This window comes from Micromonospora sp. B9E7 (assembly GCF_039871815.1).
Taxonomy (GTDB): domain Bacteria; phylum Actinomycetota; class Actinomycetes; order Mycobacteriales; family Micromonosporaceae; genus Micromonospora.
Genome location: NZ_JBDPLX010000008.1, coordinates 275977 through 300989 on the forward strand (window position 1 = coordinate 275977; position 25013 = coordinate 300989).

Below are 25013 nucleotides of genomic sequence, written 5' to 3' on the forward strand. Positions count from 1 at the left end.
GGCGGTTCGCCGCCCCTGAAGTGTGTCCGGGGCACGAGGCCGCAGGTGGCCCGGAACACGAACCAGGCCGGCAGATCCGTATACGCAACGAATCAAGTCCCTCTGCCGCCCAGACGCAACGAATCTTCGGTCTGCGCAACTCTCAGTGGTGGATCCTGCCGCCTACGCCGCATAACGTTGAGCCACGGCGCCAGCCCGTGGGCCACGGTGGCCGGGCGCGCCCGACCCCTGGGAGCAGGACAATGACGATGGACGCCACCAGCCAGCGCCTGTTGATGTGCCGGCCGACGTACTTCGCCGTCGACTACGCGATCAACCCCTGGATGGACCCGACCGCGCCGGTCGACCCCGCGTTGGCCATCCGGCAGTGGGAGCAGCTGCGCCAGACGTACCTTGACCTGGGCCACACCGTCGAGGAGATCACTCCGGTGCCCGGCCTCCCCGACATGGTCTTCGCCGCCAACGGCGGCACGGTGATCGACGGCAAGGCGATGGCCGTGCAGTTCCGCGATCCGCAGCGGGCCGACGAGGCGCCGGCCTACCGGGCCTGGTTCGAGGACGCGGGCTTCGAGATGTACGACCCGAAGCACGTCAACGAGGGCGAGGGCGACGTCCTGCTGGCCGGAGACCACCTGCTGGCCGGCACCGGCTTCCGTACGGCGCACGCCTCGCACGCCCAGTTGCAGGAGGTCTTCGGCTACCCGGTGATCACCATGCAGCTCGTCGACCCGCGCTTCTACCACCTGGACACCGCTCTGACCGTGCTCGACGAGCGGACCGTGGCGTACCTGCCGGAGGCGTTCTCCCCCGGCAGCCAGGCTGTGCTGCGCCGGCTCTTCCCCGATGCCGTGCACGCCACCATGGCCGACGCCGAGGTGCTGGGCCTAAACGCGGTGAGCGACGGCCGGCACGTGGTGCTGCCCGCACAGGCCACCGACCTGGCCGCCAAGCTGCGCGACCGGGGCTACGAAACCATCGGTGTCGACCTGTCCGAGCTACGTAAGGCCGGCGGCGGACCGAAGTGCTGCACGCTGCGACTCCGTCAGGGAAAGGCAAGCAAGTGATCGTGGATGACATCCTGCGTACGCCGGGAGCGGTCCGGGACGCCGAGCGCTGGACGGCGCACAACTACCACCCGTTGCCGGTGGTGATCTCGTCCGCGGAGGGTGCCTGGCTCACCGACGTGGACGGCAAGCGCTACCTGGACTGCCTGGCCGGCTACTCCGCACTGAACTTCGGCCACCGGCACCCGCAGCTGATCTCCGCCGCGCACGCGCAACTGGACCGGCTCACGCTGACCAGCCGCGCGTTCATCCACGACCAGTTCGCCGACTTCTGCCGGGAGCTGGCCGAGCTGTGCGGCAAGGACCTGGTGCTGCCGATGAACACCGGCGCCGAGGCGGTCGAGACCGGGATCAAGGTGGCCCGCAAGTGGGGCTACCAGGTCAAGGGTGTGCCCGCCGGGCAGGCCAACATCGTGGTCGCCGAGGGCAACTTCCACGGCCGGACCACCACCATCGTGAGCTTCTCGACGGACGAGGACGCCCGCGCCGACTTCGGGCCGTACACCCCGGGGTTCACGGTCGTGCCGTACGGCGACCTGGACGCGCTGACCGCCGCGATCGACGAGAACACCGTTGCCGTGCTGCTGGAGCCGATCCAGGGCGAGCAGGGCGTGGTGGTGCCGCCGGAGGGCTACCTGCCGGGCGTGCGCCAGGTCTGCACCGACCGGAACGTGCTCTTCATCGCCGACGAGATCCAGTCCGGTCTGGGGCGTACCGGGGCGACCTTCGCCTGTGACCACGAGGGCGTCGTGCCGGACATGTACCTGCTCGGCAAGGCGCTCGGCGGCGGCATCGTGCCGGTCTCCGCGGTGGCCGCGAACGCCGACGTGCTCGGCGTTCTCAAGCCGGGCCAGCACGGCTCGACCTTCGGCGGCAACCCGCTCGCCTGCGCGGTGGCCGTCGAGGTGGTGCGGCTGCTGGCGACCGGCGAGTTCCAGCGCCGCTCGGCGGAGCTGGGTGAGCGGCTGCGGGCCGGTCTGGAAGGGCTGGTCGGCAAGGGACTGGTCGGGGTACGCGTACGCGGTCTGTGGGCCGGTCTGGACATCGACCCGACGCTGATGAGTGGGCGGGAGGCCTGTGAGCGGCTCGCCGCGCGGGGTGTGCTCGCCAAGGACACGCACGGCTCCACCATCCGGCTCGCCCCGCCCCTGGTGATCACCGAGGCGGAGATCGACCTGGCGGTGGCCGCGCTCGCCGAGGTGCTGGCCGCCTGACCCACCTCCGTCAAGATCCGCGCGGTATCAGGGAAACTGCTGCCTCAGGCGTTGTCGAGGCAGCAGTTTCCCTGTTCTTGCGCGTGATCGTGATCGTGATCGTGATCGTGATCGGGGTCAGGGGTCTAGGGGCGGGGTAGGCGCATGGCCATCGTCGGGGCCTCGGCCATCACCGAGGTGGGCGTGAACGGGGCACCGGCGGGCAGTTCCTCGGCCCGGCCGATCTGCACCCCGGGGTAGAGCTCCACCATGTCGTTCTCACCTAGCACCCGGGACTGCTGCGGCGCCAGCGGGATCCGGTCCGACTCGGCCATCGAACCGCCCGGACGGATGCCGGAGCCGTTGGTGCTGACGTCGGTCACGATGACCTCGCCGACCCGCAACTCGAAGCGGACATGACCACGGCTGATCCACCGCCGGGCCTCGTCGTTGAGCCACTGCCCGAGCATGATCCCGCCGTCCTGCTCGGGGGCCCGGCCGGCCACGATCGGCTGCTCCTCGCTGAGTACGAACCGCCGTCGGACCAGGCCGCCGACGCGCACCGCGAGCACCTCGGTACGCGGACGAGGCCCACCGTCACCGAGCCGAACGCCGTGCCGGGGGCAGGTCGGTACGCCGTTGCGTAGCGCGGGCGGTGGCTGCGCGGCGGGGCTGCGATCCGCACCCCCGGCCAGGTCGGCGAACGCGCCACCTCCACCACCGCCGCCGAACAGCGCACAGCCCGACTCCGGGCAGCGCCACTGGCGGGCCAGCAGCTTCGCCCCGGTCGGCGAGCGCTTCCCGGCGACCGGTGAGTGACCACCACCGACGTGCGCGATGAACACCGGCCCGCCGGCGCCCGGCACCGGAGCGACCACCCGACCCGGCTGCTCGACCAGCCACGGGAACCGACCGCGCAACCCGTCGAAGCGAACCCGGCTGAGCACCGGCAACCCGAGCAGGTCGGCCACCTCCAACATCCGGTCGCCCGGGTTGTCGAGCACCTCGACGAGACCGTCGTCGGCCCACCGGCGGACGACCATCCGCTCGTTGGAGGTGAGGTCGGCGTCGGAGAGCAACGCCCGGTGCACCACCGCGTAGACCTGGACGCTGTCCTCCTCCAACTCACGGGAGAGCGCGTCGATGACCATGCCGAGCCGCAGTAGGCTGGCCGGCCGGCCACCGTCGATGTCCTGGTAGCGGATCACCTCGGCCAGGTCGACCACGGCCCGGGCCAGCGACGGGTCGGTGCAGACCCGCCCCTCGATGGCGTCCAGCACCTTGCTGATCTCGAATCTCATGCCGCGCTCCGGATGATCTCGTCGATCCGCCGGGCCAGCTCGATGTCACGGTGGGTGACCCCACCGGCCGAGTGTGTGACGCAGCGGAAGGTCAGGGTCCGCCATCGGATGTCGATGTCGGGATGGTGGTCGAGCTCCTCGGCCACCGCCGCCACCCGGTCCACCACCGCGATGGCGGCCGGGAAACTGCTGAGCTGGGCGGTACGACCGATGCCGGTCGGGTCGCCCGACCAGTCGGACAACCCGCCCAGCTCTTTCCGCACCGCGTCCGCGGTGAGCAGGTCTGCCATGAGCAGACCCTACCGGTGGCGCGTCCGGCTGACCGGACGCGTCACCGGCTGGCGGATCAGCAGCCGGACCCACCGACGCGTCGGCGGGGCGACATCCGATGCCGCCCCGCCGACTCCCCCTCGCGTGGCCGCGAAGCGACCGCGTCAATCAAGCCGCGCTTCGGCCGTGCTGTTCAGCCGCGCCGCGGCCGTGCTGTTCAGCCGCGCAGCGGCCGTTCGTGGTCAGCCGCGCAGCGGCCGGCCCACCTCGTGCAGGTGACCGAGCGCCTGCCGGTACGACTCGATCAGGCCGGTCTCCGCGTACGGGATGTCCTGCTCGGCGCAGTAGGCGCGGACGATCGGTTGGGCCCGCCGCAGGTTGGCGCGGGGCATGTTCGGGAAGAGGTGGTGCTCGATCTGGTAGTTGAGCCCGCCCAGTGCGGTGTCCACGAACCGGCTGCCCCGCACGTTGCGGGAGGTCAGCACCTGCTTACGCAGGAAGTCCAGCTCGTCCTCGGCGGTCGGCATGGGCATGCCCTTGTGGTTGGGCGCGAACGCGCAACCCATGTAGAGGCCCCACAGTGCCTGGTGCACGACGGCGAACAGCAACGCCTTGACCGGCGACATGACCGTCAGCAGCAGCGCCGCGTAGCCGACGGTGTGTGCGACGAGCAGTGCCGCCTCGACCGCCCGGTGCCGCATCGGGGTGGTGTGCCGGCCGTCCGGCTCCCGCCCGACGATCGCCCGGATGCTCGCCACGTGCAGGTTCAGGCCCTCCAGCAGGAGCATCGGGAAGAAGAGGAACGCCTGCCGCTGCGCCAGCCACCGGCCGAACCCACGGGTCTCCAACGCCTGCTCAGGCGTCCACACCAGGGCGCCCGCGCCGACGTCCGGGTCCTCGTCCTCGTGGTTCGGGTTGGCGTGGTGACGGTTGTGCTTGTCGACCCACCAGCCGTAGCTGAGCCCCACCGCCAGGTTGCCCGCGAGCAACCCGACCAGCTCGCTGGGCCCGCGCCGACGGAACATCTGCCGGTGCCCGGCGTCGTGACCGAGGAACGCGACCTGGGTGGTGGCCACCGCCATCAGGGCCGCGAGCGGCAACTGCCACCAGGAGTCGCCGAGCAGGAACACGGCCACCCAGCCGGCCACGAAGGCACCGAGGGTGAACACGATGCGGGTGACATACCAGCCGGGGCGTCGCTCCAGCAGGCCAGCCTGACTGATCCGTCGGGACAACTGTGCGTAGTCACTGCCTCGCCGTCGTACCGGCGGTTCCGCCACCGCTCCGAGCGCCATCGCTGCTCCCGTTTCGCTTGCGCCCGGACCAGGGTGGTTCGGGCTTATTGTCAAGTCTCCCGATCGCGGTAGCGCTGAGTAACCCCGACAGCCCCCGAATGGGGGGTAGGGCAGGCCCTACCCCTAGTGGTTCGACTCAGCTCAGCCGACCCACCGCGGCGCGCAGTCGGGCCAGGTCACGTCGCCGCCGCTCGTAGGTGGCGGCCAGCCCGACCAGGGCGAGCCCGCCGACCCCCAGGTAGATCCACCGGGGTAGCAGGTCCCAACCACGGGCCAACTCGTGCAGCGCCAACAGCGCCAGCACCCCGCCGCCGAGCAGCACCGGCGCCTGCCATCGGCGGGTCGCGCCGGCCAGCACCGCGCCCAGCGCCGCCGCGCCGAGGAGCAGTCGCCGCCACGGCTGCGGGTCCGGCCCGGTCAACACCGACACGAGACTCGGCGACAGCGCCGCGACCAGCCCCGGGCCGAGAGCCGGCCAGCTGGTCAGCCCCGGCCGGGTCCGCAGCGCCAGCAGGCCCGCGCCGAGGGCGAGCCCCGCCGCCGGCAGGGTGTACGCCTCCAGCACCGTCACCCCGCCGGCGGCCAACAGCACCCACGCTCCGAGCAACTCGCTGCCGGCGGCGATGCCGGCGAACGTCCACCGCCGGCCCGCCGACTCGCCCCGGCGCAGCAGCCGCACCGCGACGGCGACACCCCAGAGCACGCAGACCGTAGCGAGGTGTCGCGCCACCTCGACGGCGAGCACCGCCGCGACCAGCGCCACCGCCTGCGCGGCGGCGTCCAGCACCCGACCGACCAGCGCCCGCGTCGGCGTCGCCGCGGCGGCGACGGCCAGCACCAGCGCGGCCACCGCCAGCAGCGGGTACGCGGCCTCCCGCAACGGCAGCCCGGCGACCAGCGAGGCGGTCACCGCCAGCGCGGACGCCGCACCCACCGCCGCGAGGCAACCGGCGACACGCACCTCGGCCTTTCGTCCCCCGGCGGCGACGACCACCGCCGCCACCAGCAGCGCACCCTCGGCGGCGAGCGACCCGGCCCGGGTGGCCAGCAGCCCCAGCACACCGGAGGCGGTCAGCACCACACCCAGGGGCACGGCGACCGGTGCGAGCGTCGGGCGGGGCACGGCCAGAGCGGCGAGCAGCAACGCGGCCAACCCGGCGAGCAGGACCACAGCCGGCAGCACCGGCCACGGCGTGCCGACCGCGACGAGCAGCACCGGCAGCGCCGCAGCCCCGAGCGGCAACGCGGGCAGCGCCGCAGGGCGGACCCGTCGACCACCGGCGAGCACGGCGGCGACCGCCAGCACGACCAACGCCAGCCCGACGGGCAACGCCGCCGGATCGGCGACGATCGTGGGCACCCCCGACCAGACCCCTCCCGGGCCGTCGTACGGCAACACGAGCGCGGTCAACACCCTCGGCAGCGCCGCCAGGACTGCGACCACCGCGAGCGCGCCGCCCACCACCAGCACCGGGCCCGACCGGATGATCGCCGGCGGCCCCCCGACCGCCGACGACCCCCCGACCGCCAGCCCGACTGCCGGCCCCCCGACCGGCAGCCCCACAACCGGCGACCCCCCGACCGCCGGTTCGCTCGCCCCGGCCGACTGGTGGGCGACCACCTCCGGCCGATCCCAGCGGACGACGAGCGCCACGCCCAGCGCCGCCAGCGCGGCGTACAGCGCGATCGGCTCGTTGCCCGCCACCACCAGCGGCGCGAGGCCGGGCACGGTCACGGCGACCACGGCGCCGGTCACCGCGTACCCGGTCAGCTCCACCCGGTGGCGACGCACCGCGAGCACCGCGACGAGCGCGAGCCCGGCGGCCATCAGCGCGACCCGCGCCTGCCACCACGGCGGCGCGCCTCCGGCGAACAGCGCCACCACGGCGATCCCGGGCAGCGCGAGCTGCGCGACCAGCAGACCCACGCCGGCCACCCCCGGGTACGCCCCGGCACCCCGCCGGACGACCAGCGCCAGCCCGACCACGACGATCACGCCGAGTGCCACCAGGACACCGGCCGGGGCGGCCAGCGCGACGAGCAGCCCGTGCCCGAGCAGGGCGGCACCGCCCAACGCACAGGTGAGCAGGACGGCCGGCCGCGCCGCCGGACGGGCCAGCACGGCGAGCAGCAGCGCCACCCCTCCGACCAGGTCGACGGCCACCACCGCCGGCCACGAGGCCGCCCAGCCGGCGGGCAGGGCGAGCAGCACCGCCACCGCGCCGGCCGTGGCGAGCACCGTTCGCGCCTTTCGGGGCAGCAGCAGCGCCGTCGCGGCGACCGCCAACGCCATGGCCGGTGCCAACTGCCAGCCCCAGTCCAGGTCCGGTCCCGTCCCCGCCCCGCCCCATGGCGGCAGCGAGCGGCCCACGGCGGCGACCGCCAACGTGGCGGTGGCCAGTACCGCCACCTGCGCCGTGCCCCCCGCGACCAGCAACGCCCCCGCGCGCGGGCCGGTCCGCCAACCGCCGACGCCGGCCGCCCCCTCTTCGGTCGTGACCGGCAGGCTCCGCACCGCGACGGCCAGCCCGAGCGCCACCGTCGCCGCCGCGAGCAGCAACATCGACGGCCGCAGCTCCGCCACCGGGCGCAGCAGGGCGACGGCGAGCACCGGCACCAGCAGCCCGCCGGCCACCCCCCGCAGCGCCCGCCCGCCGACCAGCCAGGCCGCACCGAGACCGGTCAGCGCGACCAGCACCAGCGGCAACCCGGCCAGCAGTGGCGAACCGCCCGCCCGCCCGAGGGCCAACGGCACCAGAGCAGAACCAGCGGCGGCGACGAGCGCGCCGACGTGCCCGATCCCCGCCACCACCCGGCCGACGACCTGCGCCGCCCCGTCCCGGCCACGCAGCCTGACCAGCACCACCAGATTCCCCAGCGCCACCCCGAGCAGGACCAGCGTCCAGCCGGCCGGACCCGGTTCGGCCCCGACCGCGAGCAACGGCAACACCGGCTGCGCGGCCACCAGTGCGGCGAACCAGGGCCCCGTCAACCCGCTCCACCGGCCGTACGCCACGGCGACCGCCGCGCTGGCCCCCCCGACCAGCGCGGCGTACCGGCTCCCCGGCCAACCGGCCACCCCGGCCAGGTCCACCGACCAGGCCGCGTAACCGTCCAGCACCACCAGCAGCAACCCCAGCGCGGCGAAGGTCTCCGCCGTGCCGCGCAACCCCCGGCGCACCGCCAGCAACGGAACGGCGAGAGCGAGCGCGGTGAACGCGGCCAGGATCATCGCCCGCCCGCCGACCCCCACCGTGGCCCAGGCCACCGCCGTGAACACGACCGCCGCGGTGCCCAGCAGAAGTCCACCGAGGACGAAGAGGACCCCCTGGACCGTCCGGGTCGACGTCTCGGCCGCACCTGGAACCGAAGGCACCGCGGGAACCGGAGCCGGGCCACGAGCAGGCACCGGACGTGCCACGGCGGGCGCCGCCAACCCCGCCCGGACGACCGCCGCCAACTCGGCCCGCCGCCGCGACAGGGCCGACAGGCGACCGGCCAGCTCGGTGTACGCGAGCCGGGCCCGCTCCACCTCCGGCTCCAACCGGGCGATCTCCCGGCCCAGACTGACCACCTCGGCGGCGGTCGGGTCGGGTGCGCGCAGACAGCCGGTGCAGCCGGTGGTCAGATCGGCCGGCGCACCGCACGCGGGGCAGGGATAGCGGGTGTCGTCCACCCGGTCATCATCGGAATCCCACCCGGGCTCGGCCCAGAGTGCGCGTACTCAGGGCCGGGTGTGCTCGTGCACCCAGGTGGCGTACGCCGGGTCGCCGCTCTCCACCCTGGACACCAGGATCTCCGGCACCTCGTACGGGTGGCTGAGCCGGATCTGGTCCACCAATGCGGTGAGCCGGTCCGGTGCGGTCTTGAACTGCACCGACCACTCGGTGCTGGTCTCCATTCCGGACCTCCACCAGTAGGTGCTGTCCACCTGACCACCCACCTGGGCACAGGCGGCGAGCCTGCCGGCGACGGCCGCAGCCGCCAGCACATCGGCGACCGAACGCGCATCCACCACCGTCGTCACGACGCAGATCTGGTCCACGACCCGCACCCTACGCGGCCGTACGCCGTCGAGCCCGTCTTTCGTTCGCGACTGCGGGGCTCCGCTTCGCCGCACTCCTCGCGCTCACCGGTTGGCGGCGATCCAGGCGTCGATCTGCGCCCACCAGTCGAAGAGCCAGTCGATGCGTTGCTGCCGCCCCGTCGGTACGTCCTCCGGTGGCACCGACCAGAACCGCATCACGATCCGCTTGTCCATCGGAAGTTCCCGCCAGACGTCGGCCACGGTGAGCATCCGGTCCAACCCGGTGTGGGCGACGAAGATGACCCCGGCGTCCGGGGCGGCGTCCAGCGCGGCCAGCATCCCGCCGGGCTGCGGGGCGAGGACGTGGCGCATCCGCTCGGCGCGCAGCGCCATCCGTTCCAGCCCGAGGGAACGCAGCCGGGCGATGGCGCGCAGTCGGCGCTTGGGGGTGAAGTTGCCGCCCTCCGGGAAGATCACGAACGCGTCGTTGTCGTCCAGGCCCGCGGCCAGGTGCCCGACCTGGCGTACCGTCTCCTCGCCGCGCTCCGGCGTCGGCGCGATGAACCGGTTGGGCAGCCTGTTGAGCAGCACGTCGATCGCCGGGTCCCACTGGAGGCTGTCCTTGAGGACGATGCGTGGTTCCCGGTTGAACCAGTTGACCAACCCGTGGATCAGGATGAACGAGTCGCCGGGCCCGGCGTGCCGGCAGAGCACCACCTCGGGCCGGCCGGGCAGCGCAGTGTCCGGGTCGGTGCCCACCACGTCGATGCGTAACCGCAGTGTCCAGTGTGCCTGCCAGAACAGCACCCGCAGGAACCAGCCGGCCAGCACGTAGTGCGCGCGTTGGAAGGCCGGGGAACGGGTCCGCCAGCCGAAGCCGGAGACGACCCAGAGCAGGAAGAGCGCGATCAGCGCGGCGGCGTCCCAGACCAGGTAGACGCAACCGATCCAGAGCAGCCGCAGCGGCCGCAACCGACCCGGGACCAGCGGAGACGCGGCTGCGGCGAGCAGCGCCCAGACCGGCAACGTGGTGACCACGACGAACGCGAGCGCCACCACGGCGGGGGCGAAGAGCAACCGACGCAGCCACCTGGGGGGCAGCGGCATCATCGCTCCTGGTGGGTGGCGAGGTAGCGCCGGGAGGCGGTGTACGCCCGACTGATCCGCCGTCCCACGGCCGCCATGTCCCGGTACGCCCAGGGCGTGTCGTCGCGCGGGTTCAGCCCTCCGGTCGGCAGGACGTGCACCTCCACCCCCTCGGGTAGCGCCGCCATCTCGCGGAAGAACCGGTGCCGGCGGGATATCTCGAACGCGACCTGCGCGATCTCCCACGGCCGACGGGGCGGCGTCAACTCCCGTTCGATCCGGCCCACCTGCAGGACGTAGATCCGGCGCGCGCCGACGGCCACCGCCTCGCCGATCGGGATGGAGTTGACGATGCCCCCGTCCACGTAGTGCGCGCCATTGATCTCCATGGGCGGGAGCAGGCCGGGCACCGAGGCCGACGCCAACACCGCCGGCACCACCGGGCCGCTGTCGAACCAGTGCTCGGCCGCCCGTTCGATGTGCGCGGCGCAGCAGCGGAACGGCACCCGCAGGTCGGCGAAGGTGGTGTCCACCCCCAGTTCGGTCTCCAGCAGCCGGCGCAGTGGACGAGGTGAGTGCAGATGGGTACGGGCGGCGAAGCGGCGCAACTGCCGGGCGACCGAGTCCCCGTACACCTCGCTCGCCTCCGGCGAGGCCCAGAGCCGGACCAGCCGGTCGGTCACCGCCTCCGTCGGGTCGGCGGCGACCAGCGCGCCGTTCACCGCGCCGATCGAGGTGCCGAGCACCATGTCGGGTTTGATGCCGGCGCGGAACAACGCGCGCAACATGCCCACCTCGACCGCGCCGAGCACGCCCCCGCCGCCGAGCACGAATGCCACAGGTCCCCCCGCCATGTCCCTCATCCTGGCACGACCGCGCAGCCGACCGGCCGGCCGCCGTCGCCGGGCGGTCGGCGCACACCAGGCACCGCCCGCCGGCCGGGGGTGACGACGGCGTTGACAGGCAGGACACATTCGCGCAACCTGATACCGCTCCCACCCCTGAGGCAGGTGCGATCTGTGAAGGCAGCACTGCATCCGGGCCGGTTGCTGGCTCGCAGATACCGACTTCTCGACCAGATCGGCGCCGGCGGCATGTCGGTGATCTGGCGTGCCCGGGACGAGGTGCTGGACCGGCTGGTCGCGCTCAAGGTCCTCGCTCCTTCGCTGGCCGCCGACGCGCGTTTCCGGGGCATGGTGCGCGAGGAGGCCCGGGCCGCCGCCCAGTTGGTGCACCCGCATCTGACCTCGGTGCACGACTACGGCGAGACGGTCGATCCGGACGGGTCGATCACCTCGTTCGTGGTGATGGAGCTGCTCGACGGCGAGGAGTTGGAGCTGCGCCTCACCGAGGGGCCGTTGCCGTGGGCCGAGGCGGTCCAGGTGGGCGCGCAGGTCGCGGACGCACTGGCCGCAGCGCACCGGCTCGGCATCGTGCACCGGGACATCACCCCGGCCAACGTGATGATGACCGGGACGGGCGTCAAGGTGCTCGACTTCGGCATCGCCACCCGGATCGGCGCACCGGACGAGGACGAGGACGGCGAGACCTTCGGCACCCCTGCCTATGTCGCACCGGAACGCCTCGACGGCGCGCCGGCCCAGCCGTCCACCGACGTGTACTCACTCGGTGTGCTGCTGTACGAGGCGCTCACCGGCCGGGTTCCGTACCCGGCCGACACCTGGGAGCAGCTCAGCGCCGCACTGGCCAACGGCCCGCCACCGACGCTCGCCGAGCTGCCGGAGCTGCCCCCGCCGGTGGCCCGGATCTGCCTGCGCAGCCTCGCCCGGGATCCAGCCGATCGGCCGACCGCCCGGCAGGTCGCCACCGTGTTACGCGACCACCTGCTGCCGCCCGATCCCCCGACCGCGACCAACCGGGTGCCCACCCAGCCCCTGCCCCCGCAGTCGTTCGACGTCGCACCGACGTCCGAAGGGGCAGCGGCCGGGTCGGGTTGGTCCCGACGACGGCTGGCGCTGCTGCTCATCCTGGCGGTCGGTGTGACGCTCGCCGGCGTGGCCCTGCTGCCCGAGCAGCGATCGGCACCCCGCACGCAGCCCTCGGTGGGCCCGACGGTTACCTCGCCGAGCGACCCACCGGGCCCGGCGTCGTCGGAGCCGACCACGCCCCCGCCGACGAGGCCGAGCACCGACGCGCCCAGGTCGAGCCCGGGCAGCCTGGTCGAGGCCGCCAGTCGGGTCGACGGGCTGATCAGCGCCGGGTTGGGCGCCGGGGAGATCCGTGACGACGTGGGCCTCGATCTGCGCAACGAGCTGCGCAACCTGACCGCCGCGGTCAGCTCCGGCCGCGACGAGCTGGCACCACCGGTGGCCCGGCTGCGCGAGAAGGTCGCGGTGCGCCTCGGCGAGGGAGCCATCAGTCCGGGGTACGCGTCTCGACTCGACGCCGCCATCGTCGAGCTGGGGGCAGCCCGGGTCTAGGTGTGCGTGTTTCCTGAGGGCGGTCGAGCCGGACAGATCAGCGGGCCGGGACCCGGGCCGATTCGCGAATGCCGTACCGGCCGGCGGCGAAGCGTCGGTAGACCTCGACGTAGTCGTCCGCCATCCGCTCGACCGAGAAGTTCTCCGCGACGTGCGCCACGCAGTCCTCTGGGTCGAGCTGTTCGACCGCGCGCACCGCGGCGGGTAGCTCCTCCGGCCGGTCACACACCAGCCCGGTCAGCCCGGGCCGCACCAACTCCGGCACCGCACCCCGGTTGAGCGCCACCACCGGCGTACCGGTCGCCATCGCCTCCAGCATCACCATGCCGAACGGCTCATCCCACTGGATCGGCATGATCAGACAACGGGCGTCGACGAGCATCCGCAGCGTCGCCGCGCGGTCGGCGTTGAGCACGACTGTCACGTTCTCGTCGACAAGCGGCGCGACGACCTGCTCGTAGTAGCGACGCTCGGCCGGCTCGTTGCACTTGCCGGCCAGCAGCAGGGGCACCCCGGCCTCGCGGCAGGCCCGGATGGCGACCTCCGGGCCCTTGTCCGGGCTGAACCGGGCCAACCACAGCACCGGCCCCCGGCCGGGCTCGGTCTTGCGCGGGAAACCACTGATCTCCAGTGCGTTGTGCACCGTGCCGGCCCAGGGCAGGTCGGTGTTCAACCGGCGTTGGGCGTGCGAGATCGCCACCAGGGCGACGCCCGAGTCGACGTCGCTCAGCACGTCGCCGTACTCCCCCACCGGGTTGCCGTGCACGGTCGCGACCGTCGGCACGGCCCGGCGGCCGGCGACCAGCGGGCCGATCGTGGTGTGGTCGTGGATCACGTCGAAGTCGGCCGCCGTGATCAGCCGGTTCACCCGGGCCAGGTGGGCCAGTTCCGGCAGGGACTCGCCGAGCCGCTCGTACTGGACCTCGGGAACTGTGGAGACGAAGCCGTCGGCCGCCGTGCCGTGGTCGTTGCCGGCACCGAACAGCGTGACCGCGTGTCCCTGCGCGCTGAGCGCGTCCACCAGGGCGGCGACGACCTGTTCGAGGCCGCCGTAGCCGGGCGGCGGCACGGACAACCATGGCGGGACCACCATCGCGATGCGCAACGACCGCCCTGTCGGCCGGTCCGCGGGCGGGTGGTTCAGGGCCACGAGTCCTCCCCGTTGGTCCTCGGTGCGACGCCACCGGCGGTCGGATCGGTCGGCGGCGAGTTCCCAGAGATGCCCCGGATAAACCGGACAAGCCGGACGCTCACCCGCCCACCAGAAGGTGGTCGTGCACCACCCGTACGCCCGGCGCGGACCAGGCCACCCGCTCGACCTGGTCACGTTCCCACCAGGAGCGGACCACCCCGGCCAGGACGAGCGTGTCGCCGTCCACCTCGACGGTCACCCGCTCGGCCCCGATGGTGCGCGCCAGCGCCCGCTGCACGTCCCGACGCAGCCGCTCGGCCGGCGGCGCCGACGGTCGTACCTCGATCAGGTTGGTGATCCCCCGTACGCCGTCGAGCCGGCGCAGCTCCCCCTCGGCGGCACGCCGCTGCCACCCGAACTCGACCTCACCGCGGAGCATCAGCCACCCGTTGGCCACTGTCACGTCCAGCCGCTCGGCGGGCACGAAACTGTCCCACTCCAGCGCGCGGGCGGCGGCGATGGCGACCTCGGCGTCGGTACGCCCCGGCGTACCGGGCAGCCGCACCTCGATCTCGTCGGCAACCGCCCGGACTCCGCGAACCCGCTGGGCGCACCGCGTCGCGGCCCAGCTGCGGGCGGCACCGTCCACGAAGCCGGTCAGGGTGACCACACCCTGGTCGACGCTCACGCCGATCTCGTTCGGTTGGAGCTGGGCGTCCCAGGCGAGTTCCGCCAGGACGTCGCGTTGGATCCGCTGGTCGTCGCGGACATCCACCACGCCGGTCATGACATCCCACCCCCGGGTTCCGGTCGCCGAGACTCGTCCGCCGAACGTGCCGGAGAACCGGGTGACGGCGGTTCACCCGATCCGGGTGAACCGCCGTCCGGGCGGAAAAGAGCGGCGGGTGACGGAGCCGACCCCCTCGGCCCCGCCACCCGCCGCCGGAGGGAGGAGGCAGGTTCAGATGTGTGTCAGGGCGTCTCGGCGAGCGTCACGGTCACGGTCTTCTCGTCGCCGTTGCGCTTGAACTGCACCTCGACCCGGTCGCCGACCTTGCCGGCCTGCACCGCGCCGACCAGGTCGTCGGAGTCGTTGACCGGCTTCTCGCCGAACCGGGTGACGACGTCGCCGCGCTGCAGGCCGGCCTTCTCGGCCGGGCTGCCCGGGGTGACCGACGCGACGAGCGCGCCGCCGCCCTCGGCCTGGTTGACGCCGACCCCGAGCGACGGGTGGCTGACCTTCTCGCCGCGCTGGAGCTTGCCCGCGACGTCCTTGGCCTTGTTGCTGGGGATGGCGAAGCCGACGCCGATGTTGCCGGTGCTCTGCCCGGAGGTCGCGATGGCGGTGTTGACGCCGATCACCTCGCCCCGGGTGTTGACCAGCGCGCCGCCGGAGTTGCCGGGGTTGATCGGCGCGTCGGTCTGGAGCAGCCCCGAGATCGAGCTGACGGTCTGGCTCTGCTGCTGGGTCGGGTCCTGCGGCTGACCCTCACCGGCCCGGATGGTGCGGTCGCGGGCGCTGAGGATGCCCGAGGTCACCGAGCCTTGCAGGCCGAGCGGGCTGCCCAGGGCCAGGACCTGGTCACCGACCTGCATCGCGTCGCTGTCACCGAACTTGGCCGGCTTGAGATCGTTCACCCCGTTGGCCTTGACCACGGCGAGGTCGGTCTTCGGATCGGTGCCGATGACTTTCGCCTCGACCTTCTTGCCGTCCGCGAAGATCACCAGCACGTTGCCGCCGGCGGCGGAGGCGACCACGTGGTTGTTGGTCAGCACGTACCCGTCGGCGCTGAGCACCACTCCGGAGCCCTCACCGCTGTCGGTGGTGATCGAGACGACGCTGTCCTGCACCGACGCGGCGATCTTCGGCAGGTCCGCGCCGTTGATCACCGGCGCTGCGGAGTAGGTACGGGTGATGCCACCGCTGTCGCCGTCGAGGGCGAGCGCGAGCGCCCCGCCGGCCACGCCGGAACCGAGCATCAGGGCGAACACCGCGACGCCGGCACCGGCGAACTTGGCGATCCGACCCGGCCGGGGGCCGCTGCCGGGCGGCGCGACCTGCGGGCCCCACGGCGGAACCGGCTGGCCCGGGTGCTGTCCGGGGTGCTGCGGGTGCTGCGGGTGCTGCCCGGGGTGCTGCTGGTGCTGGGCGTACGCCATGCCCGGCTGGCCCCCGCCGGCCCAGCCGGACTGCTGGCCCTGGTACCAGGGAGCACCGGGGTAGTGGCCGGCGGCCGGCTGTGGGTAGCCGGGCTGGCCGGGCGCCGGGTGGCCGGAGACCGGGTACGGCGGTGCGGACGGAGTGGCGGCCGAGGGCTGGTAGCCGGTCGGCGGCTCGTACCCGGTCGGCTGAGCGGCGGTCGGCTGGTCGGCGGGCGCGGCGGAGCCGGCGTACCCGGCCGGGGTGATGGCGCTGGTCGGCGTGTCGTCACCGGCGGTGGAGACGACCTCGATGGGGGTTGTCGGGGAGTCGGACTGCACGCGCTCGTCGCGCGGCAGCTCGGCGGTGGGGTGCGACGGCTCGGCGTCGGTGGGGGCCGGCCGGCGCTGCGGGTCGGACTCGAACTCGGTCATGGCACTACCTTCTCCCCCAGCACTGCGATCAAGCTGGAACCGTCCTGGAAGTTGGCTGAAAGTCACTCGTCGGCCTCGTCGGCCTGTGGCAGCAGCGGCAGCCGGACCCGGAAGGTCGCCCCGCCGCCGGGCGTCTCGGCCACCTCGACCGAGCCGTGGTGTGCCGCGACCAGCGCCGCCACGATGGCCAGGCCGAGGCCGGTGCTGGTGTTGCCGTCGGCCCGCCGGGTCCGCGCCGCGTCGGCCCGGTAGAACCGCTCGAAGACCCGTTCGGCCTGCTCCGGGGAGAGGCCCGGGCCGGTGTCGGCCACCTCCACCACGGCGAAGCCACCCGGTTCGCTGTGCAACCGCACGCGAATCTCGGCGTCCGTAGGGGTGTGGGTCAACGCGTTGGTGACCAGATTGCCGATCACCTGTCGCAGCCGCGCGTCGTCGGCGGAGACGACGAGCGGGCCCGCGTCGGGTGCGATCTCCAGCTCGATGCTCCGATCCGGGGCGATCGCCCGCGCGGCGTGCACCGCGTCGGAGGCGAGCACCGGCAGCTCCACCGGAGTCAGCGAGAGCGGCCGTTCCCGGTCCAGCCGGGCGAGCAGCAGCAGGTCCTCCACCAACAGCCCCATCCGGGCCGCCTCGTCCTCGATGCGGCGCAGCAGGCCGGCGGTCTGCTCCGGCGCGCGGGCCGCACCCTGCCGGTACAGCTCGGCGAAGCCGCGAATGGTGGTCAACGGGGTCCGCAGTTCGTGCGAGGCGTCCGCGACGAACTGCCGCATCCGCTCTTCGGAGCGGATGGCTCGCGCCTCAGAGGCCTGAGCGGCGGCGGCGGCGTCCCGGGCGGCGCTCTCCGCCCACCGGGCCGAGGTCTCCGACGCGGCTCGGGCGGTGAACGCCGCCTCGATCTGGGTGAGCATCGCGTTCAGCGCACGGGAGAGCCGGCCCAGCTCCGAGGTCGGCTCGGCCTGGCCCTCCTCCGGGTCGGGCACCCGGCGGGTCAGGTCGCCCCCGGCGATCGCGGCGGCGGTCTGTTCGATCTCGACGAGGGGCTTGAGGCTGGTCCGGACGATCGCCGCGCCGACCGAGGCCAGCATGATCAGCACCGCGCCGCCGACCAGGAGGTCTATCCAGACGAGCTGCTTCACCGCCCGGTCCACGTCCGTCAGCGGCTGACCCACGGCCAGCACCGAGCCGTCCCGCTGGGGGGCGTAGTAGACCCGCCAGCGGGTGTAGCCGTCGTGGGACCGAACGGTCCGCGGCTCGCCCTCCGCGGCCTCGAAACCCGAGCGAGTGGTGGGGAAGGCGGGCAGTTGGTCGGGGCCGAAGCTGCGGCCGTCGTACTGGGGTCGGTACACCTGCTGCTCGTCGGCCACGATGACGACGTAGTCGCTGGGCAGCATCGCGCCAACTTCACCGGTGCGCAGCTTCGGGAGAAACTGGCCGAGGCCCTGGGCGGTCGACCGGACCTGCCCATCGACCTGGCCCTCCAGGTAGTTGCGCAGGAAGTACGCGGTCAGCGAACTGATCACCAGCAGCGCGACGGCGACCAGCGCCAGCACCGAGGTGACCAGCTTGATCCGCAGTGGAACGCCGCGTACCCGTCCCTTCGCGTGCTGGACCGCGTTCACGCCGCCGGCTTGCGCAGGACGTACCCGACGCCGCGCAGAGTGTGGATCAGCCGGGGCTGGGTGGTGTCGACCTTGCGGCGCAGGTACGAGATGTAGGACTCGACGATGTTGTCGTCGCCCCGGAAGTCGTAGTTCCAGACGTGGTCGAGGATCTGCGCCTTGGACAGCACCCGGTTGGCGTTGAGCATCAGGTACCGCAGCAGCTTGAACTCGGTCGGCGAGAGCTGCACGCGTTGCCCGGCCCGGTGCACCTCGTGGGTCTCCTCGTCCAACTCCAGGTCGGCGAAGGTGAGCCGGGAGGGTGCCTGCTCGCCGGTCGTGGTGCGGCGCAGCACGGCGCGGATCCGGGCGGTCAACTCCTCCAGGCTGAACGGCTTCGTGACGTAGTCGTCGCCGCCCAGGGTGAGGCCACGGATCTTGTCGTCGGTGGCGTCCCGGGCGGTCAGGAAGACCACCGGGGTACGCGTGCCGCCCTCGCGGAGCATCCGGATGACCTCGAAGCCGTCCAGGTCGGGGAGCATCACGTCGAGCACCACCAGGTCGGGCCGGTGATCCTTGGCGGCGTTGAGCGCCGCGCTCCCACTTGTCGCGGTGGCCACGTCGAAGCCCGCGAACCGCAGGCTCGCGGAGAGCAGTTCGAGGATGTTGGGGTCGTCCTCGACCACGAGGAGTCGCGCCTCGGTCTGGGTAGCGGGCATGGGCCCATCATCGGTGACGCGACTGCGTCGGCGCTGGACGGTTCCTGCAAAAACCCTGTGAGTCGCGGCCGGCTGCCGACCCGGCTCAGCGCAGCAGGCGGCGCAGCCCGTCCAGGGCACCGTCGAGCAGCCGGATCGCGGTGCGTAGCTGCGTTTCGCTGAACCGTCGGGCGCGTACGAGTCGACCCACCTCGGTGGTGAACGCGGCCAGCCGTTGGTCGAACTCGTCGAGCAGCGCGGCGTGGGGCCCGGCGGCCGACGCCGGCCGGGGCGGCGGCGAGGGCGTCTCCCACCGGGTACGCCGGGTCTGCCGGGTGGCCTCGCTCAGCTCCCGCTTGAGGTCGCGCACCGACCCGCGTACCTCGCTGCGGATCTCGCCGGCCAGGCTGGACAGGTCCGCCACCGAGGCGGCGATGTCGGCTTCCAGCTCGGTCAACTCGCCGGCCCGCTGGTGCAGCTCGGCACGACCGGCGTCGGTGATGTCGTACGTCTTGCGGCCGCCGGCTGCGGTGTGGCTGACCAGGCCCTCGGCCTCCAGCCGTTGCAGGCGGGGATAGATGGTGCCGGCGCTGGGCGCGTAGAGCCCGAGGAACCGGTCCTCCAGCAGGCGGATCAGCTCGTACCCGTGCTTCGGGCCGTCGTCGAGGAGCTTGAGCAGGTAGAGCCGGAGCCGTCCGTGGCTGAACACGGCGGTCACGGCAGTTCCTCCCCATCGTCGTCGACGGCTCGGGCGAGCAGGGCGATGCTCCCCGAGGTCGCGGAAGCCCAGAGCTTACCTTCGCCCGCTCCGAGCACTCCCTCGCTGCTGCGCAGTGGAAACGTCGAGGTGCGGATCTGCGGAAAGCCGCTGGTGATCCGGCCGGAGGCGGTGTGCAGTTGGACGGCGAGGTCGCTGTCCTCGCGGACCCGGACGGTGATGCCACCCGAGATGGTGGTCAACCGGATCTCGCTGCGCCGAGGGTTGTCCAGGTCGCAGGTGATCGCGCCGGAGACGGTCTGCGCCCGCACCCGGTCGGCGGCACTGTCGGCGAGGATCACCTCCCCGGAGACCGTCTCCAGCGTGAGGTCGCCCCGGACGCCGAGCGCCTCCACCGGCCCCGAGGTGATGGTCGCGGAGGTGTTGCCGCGCAGGCCCATCAGGGTGATCTGGCCGGAGACGACGTGCACCGTGGTCTGCCGGCGCAGGCCGGAGGCGACCAGCGAGCCCGCGACCAGGCCCAGATCGGCGAGGACGTCGGCGGGCACGGCGACGGAGACGTCCACTCGCGGATAGCGATGGATCATCCGAAACCACCGCAGGACCTCCGACCAGCCCCGGCCGCGCTCCTGGCGGATGCTGAGCCGGCCGTCGGAGTGCTCGACCAGGACCGGCCGACGGCCGACCTGGGTGACGTCGATCCGGGTCGGACCGTCGGCGGCGACCACATTGAGCCGCCCGCTCACCAGCCGGACGTCGAGCCGGGTGACCGGGCCGTCCATGGTGAGCCGCTGCGGGCTCTCGATCGTCCACCCGGCCATGCCGTCCCCCTCTCGACGACGCGCGGACACGCGCCACAGGGAGACCATAACGCGATACATCGCGACACACAAGATAGGTCGCGAGTTGTCGGGCCACCGCGCGCCAAGATCCGCGCAACTTCGCCGATGGCGCTGCCTCAGGCGCGAGGGATGCAGCACCTTCTCCGAAGTTGCGCGGATCTTGCTCTGCGATTCCGCGCGGCCGGGCCGCCGGCGCGGCGCGGCCTTGCTCAGGCCGCCAGGTCGAGCTCGCGACCGGAGACCGGCGTCGGGACCGAGACCGCCGGGGTCGCCGTGGGGACCGGCCGCAGCCGGGTCCGCGCCGCCGGCGCGGGCATCAGGTGTACGGCCGACTCGGCCGCCCGGGCCAGCAACCGCCGGTCGGCGTCACGGGCGGGGTGCAGCGCTGCGGTGATCGTCACCGAGACCACGATCTCCCGCGCCGCGACCACCCGGGCCACCGACCGCAGCAGGGTGTCCGCACCGAGGAAGGCTGTCGCCGTGGTCGCGGAGCCGATGGCGTCACAGCGGTAGGCGAGCCGCAGCGGCACCACCGGGCTACCCGCGTCGATGGCCGCCTGGAACGTCGCGGGCCGGAAACCACCGCCGGGGCGGCAGTCGTCGGCGCCGTCACCCGCACACCAGGTCGTACCCTCCGGGAAGACCGCCACCGACCGGCCGGCGCGCAAGGCGTCGGCGACCCGGCCGACGGTGTTCGGCAGTGCCCGCGGCCGGGACCGGTCCACGAAGACCGTGCCCGCCGCCGCCGCCAACAGGCCGACCACCGGCCAGGACCGGATCTCCCGCTTCGCGACCATCCGGGTGGGCGCGACGGCCAGCACCGCGAGGATGTCCAACCACGAGACATGGTTGGCGACCAGCAGCGCCCGCCGTCGCGGCAGCCGACCCCGGATCACCAGCCGGACGCCGAAGGCGCGAGTGGTGGCCCGGGCCCAGCCGCGTACCGCCGCCTGCCGTTCCCGGGTCGGAAGCACCGGCAGGAGCAGCACCAGGCCGACCCCGGCCACCAGCATGCCGGCCGCCGCGACCAACCGCAGCACCCGACGGGCCACCGGCACCGTGGGCACCTCGCCGGCCGCCGGCAGGCAGTCGTCGTCGCAGCCCGAGGAGGGCCGCCACAGGTCGTGGGCCACGGCGGTCACCGCTGCTCCCCGCCCAGGAAGTGCCGCAGGTAACGCGGGTTCATCCGGTCCAGTGAGAAGAGCACGTAGAAGTCCGCGCACCCGAAGTCGGGGTCGTACGCCGGTTCGCCGCAGATCCACGCCCCGAGCCGGAGGTAGCCCCGCAGCAGCGGCGGCACCACGACTCGCCCGGCCGGCTCGGTGGCGGTCACCGGCGCGGCGGCGGCCGGCTCGGCGAACCAGGGTCGCAGCGGGCGGACCCGCAGCGGCGGCGGCGACAGGTGCCGGGTCTGCGCCTGGGCCCAGACCTCGGTGACCGTCCGCCCACCGTCGTCCACCGGCACCGAGGCGCAGCCGCCGAGCCAGCGGGAACCGCGCAGATGCAGGTAGCGGGTGAGGCCAGCCCACATCAGGTTGATCACCGCACCGGAGCGGTGGTCCGGATGCACACAGGACCGGCCCGTCTCCACCAGGTCGTCGCGGAGGGAGTCGAGCGCGGTGAGGTCGAACTCGTCCTCCGCGTACCGCCGGTCGGTACGGCCGGGCGGCAGCAGCCGGTAGGTGCCGACCACCGCGCCGGTGCTGTCCTCGCGGACGATCAGGTGGTCGCAGTACGCGTCGAAGGGGTCCACGTCCAACCCGGCCTCGCCGGGAAGGAGGGTGGCGCCGAGCTCGGTGGCGAACACCTCGTGGCGCAGGCGTTGCGCGGCCGCGACCTGGGTGGGGTCGTCGGCGATCAGCAGGGTGTATCCGCTGGTCTTCAGGGGTGCGCCAGCGGCATGCAGAACGGCCATGGGACCTGTGTAGGTGCCCGGGTTGCCATTCACGGGGACCACTGGTGTCGGCAGGATGAACGCCGGCCGGCAGATGGCTCCCACCCCGACCGTGCGAGGCTGCGGGACGGACCGGCGACGACGCCGGCGCGCCCCACCGGAGGTCGACGATGCGCATCGAGTCCCGCTACAACGGGCCCGCCGGCTCCGGCAACGGCGGTTGGAGCGCCGGGATCTTCGCCACCGGGGCAGGCGGCACCGGGCCGGTCGAGGTGACGCTGCGCCGGCCACCGCCACTGGAGACCGAGCTGAGCCTGGTCGACGGCGAAGTCCGCGACCCGGCCGGGGAGCTGGTGGCCGAGGTACGCCCGGCAGGGACCGTCGATGCCGTCGTACCCCCGGTCGACCTGGAGACCGCGGTGGCCGCCGCGGCCCGCTACCCCGGCCTGGTCGAGCATCCGTTCCCCGGCTGTTACGTCTGCGGGCCGCAACGGCCGGACGGGCTGCGGATCTTTCCCGGTCGACTGCCGGACGGACGGACCGCCGCGCCGTTCCGGGCTCCCGAGCGGGTCAGCGAGGCCACGGTCTGGGCGGCGCTGGACTGCCCCGGCGGGTGGACGGTGCTCGCGCCGGGCCGCCCGTACCTGCTGGGCCGGATCGCCGCCGTGGTCGCGGCGCTGCCGGAGCCCGGCGACGAGTGCGTGGTGACCGGGGCGCTGCTCGGCGTCGACGGGCGTAAGGCGCTCGTGCACACCAGCCTGTACGGCCCGGACGGTGCGCTGCTGGGCGCGGCACGGGCGACCTGGATCGCCCGCTGATCCCGATCGTCAACCGCAGGGAGGACCCGCCTCCACCCTGAGACGGATCAGGACATACGGACCGCGCCTGATTGACCTTGTTGCCATGGGCCGTCACGCTGTGCCACGGCGTACCTCGACGCCACGCACGGGAGGAGAACGATGACTGACGGGCAGAGAAGCCCCACCAGCGACGGTCAGATCGTGGTGTCCGGTCTGACAAAGCAGTACAAGAGCGTCCGGGCGGTGAACAACCTGTCCTTCACCGTGGCGCCGGGGCGGGTGACCGGCTTCCTCGGCCCGAACGGCGCCGGCAAGACCACCACGCTGCGCATGTTGCTGAACCTGGTCACGCCAACCGCCGGCACGGCCACCATCAGCGGCAGCCGGTACGCCGACCTCGCCGACCCGCTGCGGCACGTCGGCGCGGTGCTGGAGGCCTCCAGCGCGCACAAGGGCCGCACCGGCATCAACCACCTGCGGGTGATCTGCGCGGCGGCCGGGCTGCCCAGGCAGCGGGCCGCCGAGGTGTTGGAACTGGTCGGGTTGACCCCGGCGGCGAAGCGCAAGTTCAAGGGTTACTCGCTGGGCATGAAGCAGCGGCTCGGCATCGCCGCCGCGATGCTCGGTGACCCCCGGGTGCTGATCCTGGACGAGCCGGCCAACGGGCTCGACCCGGAGGGCATCCGGTGGATGCGTGGGTTCCTCAAGAACCTCGCCCACGAGGGCCGTACGGTGCTGGTCTCCAGCCACCTGCTGTCGGAGATGCAGCTGCTCGCCGACGACGTGGTCATCATCGCGGCCGGCCAGCTGGTCCGGCAGGGTCCGGTCGACCAGGTGCTCGGGTCGATGGCCCAGGGTGCCCGGGTCCGGGTGCGTACGCCGCAGGCCGAGGCGTTGACCGCCGCCCTGAAGGCGCAGTCGGCGACCGTGGACGTCGACGAGCAGGGCGTCCTGCTGGTCGCCGGGGTGGACGCCCCGACGATCGGCCGCGCCGCCCTCGCCGCCGGTGTGGAGCTGCACGAACTGACCACCGAACGGCCCGACCTGGAACGGGTCTTCCTGGAGCTGACGGCCGGAAAGGCGGGCATCCGATGAACCTGGTCCGATCCGAGCTGCTCAAGATCCGTACCACCAACACCTGGTGGATCTTCGCGCTCATCACCCTGCCGCTCTGGGCGCTCACCCTGCTCATCAACTGGTTGCAGGCTGACGCGCTGACCAGCGGCAACCTCGGCGACGTGTCGGCCGAGCAGGCCGCACAGTTCGAGGCGGCGGCCAGTACGGACGCACTCGCGTCGAACCTGTTCACCACCGGGCAGTTCTTCGGCCTGCTGATCGTGATGCTGCTCGGCATCATCGTGGTGACCAGCGAGTTCTTCCACCAGACGGTGACCACCACGTTCCTCACCAACCCGCACCGCACCGCCGTGATGAGCGCCAAGCTGGTCGCGGCGGGTGTGCTGGCGCTGCTGTTCTGGCTGGTGACCACCGCGCTCAACCTGGTCGCCGGTTCGGCGGTGCTGAACGCGGTCGGGGTGGAATCACAACTGGGCAACGACGCGGCCTGGCGGGCGATCGGGTTGAACCTGCTCGCGTACCTGCTCTGGGCCGTGTTCGGCGTCGGCATCGGCGTGCTGATCCGCAGCCAGATCGGTGCCACCGTGACCGGCATCCTGCTCTACCTGGGCGGCTCGATCGGCGCCATCTTCGTGATCGCCATCCTGGCCGAGCGGTGGGGTGACTGGATCAACAACCTCCAGTTGCTGGTGCCGTCGCTCGCCTCGTCGCTGATGGTCACCGGGGCGGACATCCCGGGCAACCCCCCGCGCTGGGCGGGCGCCGCCGTACTGATCGGGTACGCGGTGGTGACCGGCCTGGTCGGCACCCTGCTGATGCGTCGACGCGACATCTCCTGACCGGTGCCGGGGTGGCGGCGGCAGCCCCGCCGCCACCCCCGCAACGCCTCGGTCCCGCCGGCCTTACCAGTCGCCGAACGACCACGCAGCGGTTGGTGAACTTCTGGCATCTTCTGTGAAACCGGCCACGGGACCGAGGCGGAAATGCCTGCGGGATCGGTACG

22 protein-coding genes are annotated in these 25013 nt (G+C 72.9%); 6 read left to right on the top strand and 16 right to left on the bottom strand.

Annotated features, from left to right (window positions below):
* The first annotated feature begins 248 nt into the window (after window positions 1-248).
* Both ddaH and rocD read left to right on the top strand, forming a co-directional pair.
* Window positions 249-1064: a dimethylargininase gene (gene ddaH, locus ABGB10_RS16355; RefSeq protein WP_347661722.1), complete on the top strand. Its 816-nt coding sequence runs from the start codon at window positions 249-251 to the stop codon at window positions 1062-1064.
* Window positions 1064-2278, top strand: a complete 1215-nt coding sequence (gene rocD / locus ABGB10_RS16360; protein WP_347661723.1) for an ornithine--oxo-acid transaminase — start codon at window positions 1064-1066, stop codon at window positions 2276-2278. The genes ddaH and rocD overlap by 1 nt, the downstream gene beginning before the upstream one ends.
* Window positions 2279-2403: 125 nt before the next feature.
* Here rocD and ABGB10_RS16365 read toward each other — a convergent pair whose 3' ends face one another.
* From ABGB10_RS16365 to ABGB10_RS16395, 7 genes are all read right to left on the bottom strand, one after another.
* Complete coding sequence (locus tag ABGB10_RS16365; protein ID WP_347661679.1) at window positions 2404-3558, bottom strand: FHA domain-containing protein; 1155 nt, start codon at window positions 3556-3558, stop codon at window positions 2404-2406.
* Window positions 3555-3848, bottom strand: coding sequence for a 4a-hydroxytetrahydrobiopterin dehydratase (locus ABGB10_RS16370; protein ID WP_347661680.1), 294 nt, complete (start codon window positions 3846-3848; stop codon window positions 3555-3557). The genes ABGB10_RS16365 and ABGB10_RS16370 overlap by 4 nt, the downstream gene beginning before the upstream one ends.
* Before the next feature lie 222 nt (window positions 3849-4070).
* Window positions 4071-5123 (bottom strand): acyl-CoA desaturase, encoded by a 1053-nt coding sequence (locus ABGB10_RS16375; RefSeq protein WP_347661681.1) that lies wholly within the window; start codon window positions 5121-5123, stop codon window positions 4071-4073.
* A 136-nt stretch (window positions 5124-5259) separates the two neighbouring features.
* Window positions 5260-8799, bottom strand: a complete 3540-nt coding sequence (locus ABGB10_RS16380; protein ID WP_347661682.1) for a hypothetical protein — start codon at window positions 8797-8799, stop codon at window positions 5260-5262.
* Between the two features lie 48 nt (window positions 8800-8847).
* Window positions 8848-9168: a divalent-cation tolerance protein CutA gene (gene cutA, locus ABGB10_RS16385; protein WP_347661683.1), complete on the bottom strand. Its 321-nt coding sequence runs from the start codon at window positions 9166-9168 to the stop codon at window positions 8848-8850.
* 84 nt (window positions 9169-9252) lie between these two features.
* Window positions 9253-10257, bottom strand: coding sequence for a 1-acyl-sn-glycerol-3-phosphate acyltransferase (locus ABGB10_RS16390; RefSeq protein ID WP_347661684.1), 1005 nt, complete (start codon window positions 10255-10257; stop codon window positions 9253-9255).
* Entirely contained in the window at window positions 10257-11090 is an 834-nt protein-coding gene (locus tag ABGB10_RS16395; protein WP_347661685.1) for a patatin-like phospholipase family protein, read from the bottom strand. Before ABGB10_RS16395 ends, ABGB10_RS16390 begins: the two co-directional genes overlap by 1 nt.
* A gap of 165 nt (window positions 11091-11255) precedes the next feature.
* Between ABGB10_RS16395 and ABGB10_RS16400 the strand changes: the two genes are divergently transcribed.
* Entirely contained in the window at window positions 11256-12677 is a 1422-nt protein-coding gene (locus ABGB10_RS16400) for a protein kinase (protein ID WP_347661686.1), read from the top strand.
* Between the two features lie 37 nt (window positions 12678-12714).
* Here ABGB10_RS16400 and ABGB10_RS16405 read toward each other — a convergent pair whose 3' ends face one another.
* The 9 genes from ABGB10_RS16405 to ABGB10_RS16445 all read right to left on the bottom strand — a co-directional run bounded on the left by ABGB10_RS16405 (window position 12715) and on the right by ABGB10_RS16445 (window position 22154).
* A complete protein-coding gene (locus tag ABGB10_RS16405) occupies window positions 12715-13770 on the bottom strand; it encodes a glycosyltransferase family 4 protein (RefSeq protein WP_347661724.1) in 1056 nt (351 codons plus the stop codon).
* A gap of 157 nt (window positions 13771-13927) precedes the next feature.
* Window positions 13928-14596, bottom strand: coding sequence for a BON domain-containing protein (locus tag ABGB10_RS16410; RefSeq protein ID WP_347661687.1), 669 nt, complete (start codon window positions 14594-14596; stop codon window positions 13928-13930).
* A gap of 185 nt (window positions 14597-14781) precedes the next feature.
* A complete protein-coding gene (locus tag ABGB10_RS16415) occupies window positions 14782-16383 on the bottom strand; it encodes a trypsin-like peptidase domain-containing protein (RefSeq protein WP_347661688.1) in 1602 nt (533 codons plus the stop codon).
* A gap of 62 nt (window positions 16384-16445) precedes the next feature.
* Window positions 16446-18002, bottom strand: coding sequence for a HAMP domain-containing sensor histidine kinase (locus ABGB10_RS16420; protein WP_347661689.1), 1557 nt, complete (start codon window positions 18000-18002; stop codon window positions 16446-16448).
* Window positions 17999-18700, bottom strand: coding sequence for a response regulator transcription factor (locus ABGB10_RS16425; RefSeq protein WP_030336721.1), 702 nt, complete (start codon window positions 18698-18700; stop codon window positions 17999-18001). The genes ABGB10_RS16420 and ABGB10_RS16425 overlap by 4 nt, the downstream gene beginning before the upstream one ends.
* 85 nt (window positions 18701-18785) lie before the next feature.
* Window positions 18786-19397, bottom strand: coding sequence for a PadR family transcriptional regulator (locus ABGB10_RS16430; RefSeq protein ID WP_347661690.1), 612 nt, complete (start codon window positions 19395-19397; stop codon window positions 18786-18788).
* Window positions 19394-20218, bottom strand: coding sequence for a DUF4097 family beta strand repeat-containing protein (locus ABGB10_RS16435; protein ID WP_347661691.1), 825 nt, complete (start codon window positions 20216-20218; stop codon window positions 19394-19396). Before ABGB10_RS16435 ends, ABGB10_RS16430 begins: the two co-directional genes overlap by 4 nt.
* A 230-nt stretch (window positions 20219-20448) precedes the next feature.
* A complete protein-coding gene (locus ABGB10_RS16440; RefSeq protein ID WP_347661692.1) occupies window positions 20449-21381 on the bottom strand; it encodes a lysophospholipid acyltransferase family protein in 933 nt (310 codons plus the stop codon).
* Complete coding sequence (locus ABGB10_RS16445) at window positions 21378-22154, bottom strand: GNAT family N-acyltransferase (RefSeq protein WP_347661693.1); 777 nt, start codon at window positions 22152-22154, stop codon at window positions 21378-21380. The genes ABGB10_RS16440 and ABGB10_RS16445 overlap by 4 nt, the downstream gene beginning before the upstream one ends.
* Before the next feature lie 149 nt (window positions 22155-22303).
* Between ABGB10_RS16445 and ABGB10_RS16450 the strand changes: the two genes are divergently transcribed.
* From ABGB10_RS16450 to ABGB10_RS16460, 3 genes are all read left to right on the top strand, one after another.
* Window positions 22304-22951 carry a hypothetical protein gene (locus ABGB10_RS16450; protein WP_347661694.1) on the top strand — a complete coding sequence of 216 codons (648 nt, stop codon included), beginning with the start codon at window positions 22304-22306 and terminating at the stop codon, window positions 22949-22951.
* Window positions 22952-23092: 141 nt separating this feature from the next.
* Window positions 23093-24028 (top strand): ABC transporter ATP-binding protein, encoded by a 936-nt coding sequence (locus tag ABGB10_RS16455; RefSeq protein ID WP_347661695.1) that lies wholly within the window; start codon window positions 23093-23095, stop codon window positions 24026-24028.
* Window positions 24025-24849: an ABC transporter permease gene (locus tag ABGB10_RS16460; protein ID WP_347661696.1), complete on the top strand. Its 825-nt coding sequence runs from the start codon at window positions 24025-24027 to the stop codon at window positions 24847-24849. Before ABGB10_RS16455 ends, ABGB10_RS16460 begins: the two co-directional genes overlap by 4 nt.
* Window positions 24850-25013: the final 164 nt, after the last annotated feature.

Excerpts from the sequence above, each read along its gene's own strand:
- ddaH (WP_347661722.1), top strand. The coding sequence starts at position 249 with ATGGACGCCACCAGCCAGCGCCTGTTGATGTGCCGGCCGACGTACTTC.
- ABGB10_RS16365 (WP_347661679.1), bottom strand. The coding sequence starts at position 3,558 with ATGAGATTCGAGATCAGCAAGGTGCTGGACGCCATCGAGGGGCGGGTC.
- ABGB10_RS16370 (WP_347661680.1), bottom strand. The coding sequence starts at position 3,848 with ATGGCAGACCTGCTCACCGCGGACGCGGTGCGGAAAGAGCTGGGCGGG.
- ABGB10_RS16375 (WP_347661681.1), bottom strand. The coding sequence starts at position 5,123 with ATGGCGCTCGGAGCGGTGGCGGAACCGCCGGTACGACGGCGAGGCAGT.
- ABGB10_RS16390 (WP_347661684.1), bottom strand. The coding sequence starts at position 10,257 with ATGCCGCTGCCCCCCAGGTGGCTGCGTCGGTTGCTCTTCGCCCCCGCC.
- ABGB10_RS16395 (WP_347661685.1), bottom strand. The coding sequence starts at position 11,090 with ATGGCGGGGGGACCTGTGGCATTCGTGCTCGGCGGCGGGGGCGTGCTC.
- ABGB10_RS16405 (WP_347661724.1), bottom strand. The coding sequence starts at position 13,770 with ATGGTGGTCCCGCCATGGTTGTCCGTGCCGCCGCCCGGCTACGGCGGC.
- ABGB10_RS16410 (WP_347661687.1), bottom strand. The coding sequence starts at position 14,596 with ATGACCGGCGTGGTGGATGTCCGCGACGACCAGCGGATCCAACGCGAC.
- ABGB10_RS16415 (WP_347661688.1), bottom strand. The coding sequence starts at position 16,383 with ATGACCGAGTTCGAGTCCGACCCGCAGCGCCGGCCGGCCCCCACCGAC.
- ABGB10_RS16425 (WP_030336721.1), bottom strand. The coding sequence starts at position 18,700 with ATGCCCGCTACCCAGACCGAGGCGCGACTCCTCGTGGTCGAGGACGAC.
- ABGB10_RS16435 (WP_347661691.1), bottom strand. The coding sequence starts at position 20,218 with ATGGCCGGGTGGACGATCGAGAGCCCGCAGCGGCTCACCATGGACGGC.
- ABGB10_RS16445 (WP_347661693.1), bottom strand. The coding sequence starts at position 22,154 with ATGGCCGTTCTGCATGCCGCTGGCGCACCCCTGAAGACCAGCGGATAC.
- ABGB10_RS16450 (WP_347661694.1), top strand. The coding sequence starts at position 22,304 with ATGCGCATCGAGTCCCGCTACAACGGGCCCGCCGGCTCCGGCAACGGC.
- ABGB10_RS16455 (WP_347661695.1), top strand. The coding sequence starts at position 23,093 with ATGACTGACGGGCAGAGAAGCCCCACCAGCGACGGTCAGATCGTGGTG.
- ABGB10_RS16460 (WP_347661696.1), top strand. The coding sequence starts at position 24,025 with ATGAACCTGGTCCGATCCGAGCTGCTCAAGATCCGTACCACCAACACC.